Source organism: Micromonospora sp. ATLC20 (genome assembly GCF_057196585.1).
The window spans coordinates 45,098-52,149 of sequence record NZ_JBXUOV010000022.1; the positions used below are offsets into that span (position 1 = coordinate 45,098).

Here is a 7,052-nt window from a genome sequence, read left to right on the forward strand (position 1 = left end):
GAGAAGCGGAGAGCAGGTGGCGCAGGGCCCGACGGGCCCGACCTATGACCGGCACCCCACCTCCCGGCACGCCGCGTGTGCAGACCAGGATCACGGTCCCCGACCAGAAGATCATGGTGAACCTGCTCGGCGCGGGCGACGAGATCCTGCGGCTCGTCGAGCGCTCGATCGACAGCGACGTCCACGTCCGCGGCAACGAGATCACCATCACCGGCGCCCCCGCCGACAACGCCCTCGCCGAGCGTCTCTTCAGTGAGCTGCTCGAACTGATCGAGAAAGGCGAGACCCTGACCACAGACGCGGTACGGCGTACCGTCGGCATGCTCGAGCAGGGCGGCGCCGAGCGGCCCGCCGAGGTCCTGACGCTCAACATCCTCTCCCGGCGCGGTCGCACCATCCGTCCCAAGACGCTGGGGCAGAAGAAGTACGTCGACGCGATCGACGCCCACACCATCGTCTTCGGCATCGGCCCGGCGGGTACCGGCAAGACGTACCTGGCGATGGCGAAGGCCGTGCAGGCGCTCCAGGCCAAGCAGGTCAACCGGATCATCCTGACCCGGCCGGCGGTCGAGGCGGGGGAGCGGCTGGGCTTCCTGCCCGGCACCCTGAACGAGAAGATCGACCCCTACCTGCGCCCGCTCTACGACGCGCTGCACGACATGCTCGACCCGGAGACCATCCCGAAGCTGATGGCCGCCGGCACGATCGAGGTCGCGCCGCTGGCATACATGCGCGGAAGGACGTTGAACGACGCGTTCATCATCCTGGACGAGGCGCAGAACACCACGCCCGAGCAGATGAAGATGTTCCTCACCCGGCTCGGCTTCGGCTCCAAGATCGTCGTCACCGGTGACGTCACCCAGGTGGACCTTCCCGGCGGGACGACCAGCGGCCTGCGGGTGGTCCGGGAGATCCTGAACAACGTCGAGGACGTGCACTTCGCCCAGCTCTCCAGCTCCGACGTGGTGCGCCACAAGCTGGTGGGCGACATCGTCGACGCGTACGCCCGCTGGGACGCCGAGCGGGAGAACCAGCAGGCGCAGAGCGTGCACGCCGTACCCGGGCGCACCGCCCAGGGCGGCCGGGCCGGCCGGCGCCGCTGACCCACCGGCGGAAGCCGTCACATCATCAGAGGAAGACAGTTGTCCATCGAGATCGCCAACGAGTCGGGTGTCGACGTCGACACCGACGCCGTGCTCGCCGTCGCGCGGCACGCCCTCGACGAGATGGGGGTCAACCCCCTCGCCGAGCTGTCCGTGCTGCTCGTCGACATCGAATACATGTCGGAGCTGAACCACCGCTGGATGGGTGGCGACGGCCCGACCGACGTGCTCGCCTTCCCCATGGACGAGGGCAGCGTCGACCACGGCCCGGGGGAGAGCAACCCGGCCGGCGGTGAGCCCGCCCTGCTCGGCGACATCGTGCTCTGCCCGGAGGTGGCGGCCAAGCAGGCCGCCGTGGCCGGGCACTCGGCCGCCGACGAGCTGCACCTGCTCACCGTGCACGGCGTGCTGCACCTGCTGGGCTACGACCACGCCGAGCCCGAGGAGGAGCGGGAGATGTTCGGTCTCCAGGCCCGGCTGCTGGCCAGCTGGCGGTCGACCCGGTCGCGGTGATGGACACCTTGGCGGCGGTCCGCACCCCCGCCGGTCTGCCTGATCTTCAACTCCTGGTCTTCGCTGCCGGGCTGGTGGTGCTCGCCGGCCTGATCGCGATGACCGAGGCGGCGCTCGCAGCGGTCTCGCCGGCCCGTGCCGCGGAGCTGACCCGCGACGGTGCCCGCGGCGGGCGTGCGCTCCAGGCGGTCGCCGGTGACGTGGTCCGCCATCTGAACCTGCTGCTCATGCTGCGCCTGCTGGCCGAGCTGACCGCCACCACGCTCGTCGCGCTGGTGGCCGTCGACACGTTCGGCGCGGGCTGGCGGGCGGCGCTGGTGACCGCGGGCGCGATGACGGTGGTGAGCTTCGTGGTGGTCGGTGTCGGCCCGCGGACGATCGGCCGTCAGCACGCGTACGCGGTCGGCCGCGCGGTCGCGCCGCTGGTGCGCTGGCTGGGCCGCGCGCTCAACCCGCTGGCGTCGCTGCTGATCCTGATCGGCAACGCGGTCACTCCCGGCAAGGGCTTCCGCGAGGGGCCCTTCGCGACCCAGGTGGAGCTGCGGGAACTGGTTGACCTGGCCGAGCAGCGCGGTGTGGTGGAGCACGGCGAGCGTCAGATGATCCACTCGGTCTTCGCGCTCGGCGACACCATCGCCCGCGAGGTGATGGTGCCGCGTACCGAGATGGTGTGGATCGAGGAACGCAAGACGCTCGCGCAGGCGCTGGCGTTGTTCCTGCGCTCCGGGTTCTCCCGCATCCCGGTGATCGGCGAGAACGTCGACGACGTGCTCGGTGTGCTCTACCTCAAGGACCTGATCCGCCGGGTGCAGGGCGACCAGGCCGCCCGGCAGATGCCGGTGGCCGAGCTGATGCGCCCGGCCACGTTCGTGCCGGAGTCCAAGCCCGTGGACGACCTGCTGTCGGAGATGCAGGCGGCCCGCAACCACCTGGTCATCGTGGTCGACGAGTACGGCGGCACCGGCGGGCTGGTCACCATCGAGGACATCCTGGAGGAGATCGTCGGGGAGATCACCGACGAGTACGATGTCGAGCGCCCGCCGGTCGAGCACCTGCCCGACGGGGCCGTCCGGGTGACCGCGCGGCTGCCGGTGGAGAATCTGGGCGAGCTGTTCGACACCGAGCTGCCCACCGACGAGGTGGAGACGGTCGGTGGCCTGCTCGCCCAGGCGCTCGGCCGGGTGCCCATCCCGGGCGCCGAGGCCGAGGTGGCCGGCCTGCGGCTGGTGGCCGAGGGCACTACCGGCCGGCGCAACCGGATCGACACGGTTCTGGTGAGCCGGGTCGACCGGGGTGACGCGCCGGAGGGCACCAACCGCAGCGAGCCGCCCGATTCGCGTGGCGACAACAACCGTTCCGAGGAGAGGCAACCCGCCGATGCCTGAGTCACCCGCCGTACCGGCCGCCCTGCCCACCCCCGCCGATCCGGCCGAGCTGAGCGCGGAGGACGCCAAGCTCGTGATCCTGGCCCGGGGAGCGCGGAGCCGGGTGGCGGCCGTGGAGGGCGCCGCGGTCCGCGACCAGGACGGCCGGACGTACGCGGCGGCGAGCGTGGCGCTGCCGTCGCTGACCCTGACCGCCCTTCAGCTCGCGGTGGCCTCGGCGGTGGCGGCGGGCGCGAGCCGGCTGGAGGCCGCGGTGGTGGTGACCGAGGCGTCGACGCTGGACGGGGCCGGGCACGCCGCGGTGCGTGACCTGTCCGCCGACGCGCCGGTGCACGTGGCCGCGCCGGACGGCACCGTCCTCGGCACGGTGGTCGAGTGACAACGCCCGAGGCGCGTCCCTACCGCGCCGGTTTCGCCTGTTTCGTCGGTCGGCCGAACGCCGGCAAGTCGACGCTCACCAACGCGATCGTCGGCACGAAGATCGCGATCACCTCGAACAAGCCGCAGACCACCCGGCACATCATCCGGGCGGTGCTGCACCGGCCGGACTCGCAACTCGTGCTTGTCGACACCCCGGGTCTGCACCGGCCCCGGACGCTGCTCGGCGAGCGCCTCAACGACCTGGTCCGGGAGACCTGGAGCGAGGTCGACGTGATCGGGCTGTGCGTGCCGGCGAACGAGCCGGTCGGCCGGGGCGACCGGTTCATCACCGGTGAGCTGGCCAGCCTCAAGGCCACGGTGCTGGCGGTGGTCACCAAGACCGACCTGGTCGACAAGAAGCGGCTCGCCGAGCAGTTGCTCGCGGTCAGCGAGCTGGGCGAGTTCGCCGACGTGGTGCCGGTCAGCGCGGTCTCCGGCCACCAGGTGGACACGCTCGTCGACGTGATGACCGGCTACCTGCCCGAGTCGCCGCAGCTCTACCCGGACGACATGCTCACCGACGACCCGGAGCAGGTGCTCGTGGCGGAGCTGGTCCGCGAGGCGGCGCTGGAGGGCGTACGCGACGAGCTGCCGCACTCCATCGCGGTGGTGGTCGAGGAGATGATCCCGGAGGGCAACCTCACCAAGATCTACGCCGACGTGTACGTGGAGCGCTCGAGCCAGAAGGCCATCGTCATCGGCCACCGGGGCAGCCGCCTCAAGCACGTGGGCACCACCGCCCGGCGGCAGATCGAGGAGCTGCTGGGCACCCGGGTCTATCTCGACCTGCACGTCCGCGTGGCGAAGGACTGGCAGCGCGACCCGAAGCAGTTGCGCAAGCTCGGCTTCTGACGGGCGGCCGGGGCAGGCCCGGCAGCGGATGATCAGGACCAGCCAGACCTATGGGGCATCTCACTTTCCATAGGCGTTCTCGGCTGTTTCACAGTGTCCGGGAGCAGGGTAGGGACCATTGTCTCTGCCCCCGGACCCCGCCGCGAGCTGATGCGAAACCGCTACCTGGACCTGCTCCGCTTCCTGGCCATCCTGCGCGTCGTCACCTACCACGTCACCGGCTACGCCACGCTCACGCTGGTGTTCCCGGCGATGTCGGTGATGTTCGCCCTGGCCGGGTCGCTGATGGCGGCGTCACTGGACCGCAGCGGGGTACGCGCGGTCGGGCGCCGGCTGCGCCGCCTCCTGCCGTCGCTGTGGGTGGTCGCCGCGGTCTTCGTGCCGGCCATGCTGCTCACCGGGCTGACGTTCAGCCCGAAGGTGCTGCTCTGGCTGTTCCCGATCAGTGACCCGCCGGCCAACTACTGGGGCGGGCTGGCGCTCAGCCCGATCTGGTACCTACGGGACTACCTGTGGTTCGTCCTCGCCTCACCGTTCGTGCTCTGGCTGTTCCGCCGGGCGCCGCTGCCCACGCTCGCCGCCCCGTACCTGCTGCTCGTCGCGATCGAGGTGGGCGTCCTGGCGAACCCGCCGACGGTGCTGCGGGAGTTCGGCCTCTACTTCGGCGCCTGGCTGCTCGGCTTCGCCCACCACGACGGGATGCTGCGCCGGATGCGCAACCGGGTGCTGCTGCCGGTGGCCGCCGTGGTCGGCGCCGCCGGGCTGGCGTGGATCGTCACCCACCCGGGGCCGCGCGGATTCGACATCAACGACATCCCGCTGGGCAACGCGCTCTGGTCGGCCGCGTTCATCCTGGTGGCGATCGGCCGGGCGCCGGCCGGGGTGACCTGGGTCGACCGCGTGCCGGCGCTCGGCCGGGCGGTGACCGTGGTGAACCGGCGCGCGCTGACCATCTACCTCTGGCACATGCCGTTCGTGGTGCTCCTCACCCCGCTCGTCGGCCTGGTCGGCTGGTCGCCGCGCGACCCGGTGGGCCTGTGGCTGCGGGTGGGGCTGGTCTTCGCGCTCGTCGGCGTGGTGACGCTCATGGTCGGCTGGGTCGAGGACGTGGCCGCCCGGCGTACCCCCGAACTGGTCCCCGGCAAGCCGCGGCGGACCGTGGCCGACCGGGCGGCGGCCGCCCCGGCCAGCCCGGCCCCGGCCGGGGCGGAGGACGCGCTGGTGAGCGTCGGCGCCCGGGTGCCGGGCCCGCGCCGCCCGGCCGAGGACTCCGGCCGGGGGGACGGCGTTCCGGCGTCCCGGCGGGACGCGCCCGGCGGCGACTGAGCGACCACCGGGCGCGGCCCGCTCAGCGCGTGCTGACAGTGACGTTGCCGCTGGTGGCGGACGCTTCGAGCGTCACCGACGCGGTCGGGTCGTCGGTGACGCGTACGTCGGTGTCGCCGGACGTCGCGGTGGCGCGGACCCGGTAGCGGCCGGCCGGTACGGCGAGGTCGACGTCGCCGCTCGTGGCGTGCGCCCGGGCCGGAGCCGGCTGGTCCAGCTCGACGACGATGTTGCCGGAGGTGGTCTCCACGTCGACGGCGGAGGCGAGCCGGCGGGCCTCGATGTCGCCGGAGCGGGCCCGCAGCCGCACCGGAGCGGCCGCCTCGACGACCCGGATGTTGCCCGACGTGGTGGACGCGCGGACCTCGCCGGTGGCGCCCCTGATGGTCAGGTCGCCGGAGCTGAGCGTGAACTCGACGGTGCCCACGTCGGTGAGGTCGACGTTGCCCGAGCCGGTGCCGCCGCGGATCACCACGCCGGGCGGTGCGGTCACCTCCCAGGAGATGCTGCACCGGTGCCCGCAGTCCGTGGGCAGGACGAGTTCGTCGCCCTTGATCTCGTACCGGCTGGTCGGCTCGTCGCCCTGGTAGCGGACCATGCGCTTGACGCGTACCTGGTCGGCGGGGCCGTTGGCCCGCACCACGACGTCGCCGGCGCCGTCGTCGTCCACGGTGATCTTCGTGATCCTGGTCCGCTCGGTGTGGTCGTAGTCGAGCCGGCGGAACGAGAGGGTGTCACACCCGGAGAGAACGATGAGCGTGGCGGCAGCGGTCGCGGCCACCGCGGTGCGGAGCGAAGCCATGGCCAGCACACTAGGTCCGGCCCGGCACCCGGCACATCGGGGATCGCCCGCCGGTGCACCCCGAGCCGACCCTGAGATCGCACCCGGAGGGAGAATGGCCTGATGGCCGGGTACCGCCGACAGCTCTACCGCGACGACGCGGTGGTGCTGCGTGTGCAGAAGCTGGGCGAGTCCGACCGCATCATCACGCTGTTCACCCGCCGGCACGGCCGGTTGCGCGCGGTGGCCCGGGGCGTGCGGCGCACCACGAGCCGGTTCGGCGCACGGCTGGAACCGTTCGGGCACGTCGACCTCCAGCTCGCCGGTGACCCCAAGGGCAACCAGGGCAGCTCGCTGCACACCGTCAGCCAGGTCGAGGCGATCGAGCTGTACGGCAAGCGGTTCCTCGGCGACTACCCCCGCTACACCGCGGCCAGCGCGATCGCCGAGACCGCCGAGCGGCTCACCCCGGTCGAGCGTGAACCGTCGCTGCGGCTGTTCCAGCTCACCCTCGGCGCGATGAAGTCGCTCGCCCGCGGCGAGCACGCCACCACGCTGGTGCTCGACGCGTACCTGCTGCGCGGCATGGCGTTCGCCGGCTGGGCGCCGGCGCTCGCCGCCTGCGCCGTCTGCGGCGAGCCGGGCCGGCACCGCGCGTTCTCCGTACCGGCC

The 7,052-nt window shown here is 72.2% G+C and carries 8 protein-coding genes; 7 read left to right on the top strand and 1 reads right to left on the bottom strand.

Annotated elements, in window-relative coordinates:
* The first annotated feature begins 44 nt into the window (after positions 1 to 44).
* The 6 genes from AC2CHG_RS07870 (at position 45) to AC2CHG_RS07895 (ending at position 5,599) form a co-directional block, all read left to right on the top strand.
* Complete coding sequence (locus tag AC2CHG_RS07870; RefSeq protein ID WP_262015152.1) at positions 45 to 1,103, top strand: PhoH family protein; 1,059 nt, start codon at positions 45 to 47, stop codon at positions 1,101 to 1,103.
* Between the two features lie 39 nt (positions 1,104 to 1,142).
* On the top strand, positions 1,143 to 1,616 hold the full coding sequence (gene ybeY / locus AC2CHG_RS07875) for an rRNA maturation RNase YbeY (protein WP_013287968.1): 474 nt from the start codon (positions 1,143 to 1,145) through the stop codon (positions 1,614 to 1,616).
* Positions 1,592 to 3,001 carry a hemolysin family protein gene (locus AC2CHG_RS07880; protein ID WP_484524447.1) on the top strand — a complete coding sequence of 470 codons (1,410 nt, stop codon included), beginning with the start codon at positions 1,592 to 1,594 and terminating at the stop codon, positions 2,999 to 3,001. Before ybeY ends, AC2CHG_RS07880 begins: the two co-directional genes overlap by 25 nt.
* A complete protein-coding gene (locus AC2CHG_RS07885) occupies positions 2,994 to 3,380 on the top strand; it encodes a cytidine deaminase (RefSeq protein WP_135241577.1) in 387 nt (128 codons plus the stop codon). Before AC2CHG_RS07880 ends, AC2CHG_RS07885 begins: the two co-directional genes overlap by 8 nt.
* Positions 3,377 to 4,273 carry a GTPase Era gene (gene era / locus AC2CHG_RS07890; RefSeq protein ID WP_262015153.1) on the top strand — a complete coding sequence of 299 codons (897 nt, stop codon included), beginning with the start codon at positions 3,377 to 3,379 and terminating at the stop codon, positions 4,271 to 4,273. The genes AC2CHG_RS07885 and era overlap by 4 nt, the downstream gene beginning before the upstream one ends.
* Positions 4,274 to 4,423: 150 nt before the next feature.
* Entirely contained in the window at positions 4,424 to 5,599 is a 1,176-nt protein-coding gene (locus AC2CHG_RS07895; RefSeq protein ID WP_484524444.1) for an acyltransferase family protein, read from the top strand.
* 22 nt (positions 5,600 to 5,621) lie between these two features.
* Here the strand turns inward: AC2CHG_RS07895 and AC2CHG_RS07900 are convergent, their stop codons facing one another.
* Complete coding sequence (locus AC2CHG_RS07900) at positions 5,622 to 6,401, bottom strand: DUF4097 family beta strand repeat-containing protein (protein ID WP_484524445.1); 780 nt, start codon at positions 6,399 to 6,401, stop codon at positions 5,622 to 5,624.
* Positions 6,402 to 6,503: 102 nt separating this feature from the next.
* Between AC2CHG_RS07900 and recO the strand changes: the two genes are divergently transcribed.
* A partial coding sequence (recO, locus tag AC2CHG_RS07905) for a DNA repair protein RecO (protein WP_484524446.1) occupies positions 6,504 to 7,052 on the top strand: 549 nt, incomplete at its 3' end.

Bases quoted from the DNA above. Each gene is read 5' to 3' on its own strand.
- AC2CHG_RS07870 (WP_262015152.1), top strand. From the start codon at position 45: ATGACCGGCACCCCACCTCCCGGCACGCCGCGTGTGCAGACCAGGATC.
- AC2CHG_RS07885 (WP_135241577.1), top strand. From the start codon at position 2,994: ATGCCTGAGTCACCCGCCGTACCGGCCGCCCTGCCCACCCCCGCCGAT.
- AC2CHG_RS07895 (WP_484524444.1), top strand. From the start codon at position 4,424: ATGCGAAACCGCTACCTGGACCTGCTCCGCTTCCTGGCCATCCTGCGC.
- AC2CHG_RS07900 (WP_484524445.1), bottom strand. From the start codon at position 6,401: ATGGCTTCGCTCCGCACCGCGGTGGCCGCGACCGCTGCCGCCACGCTC.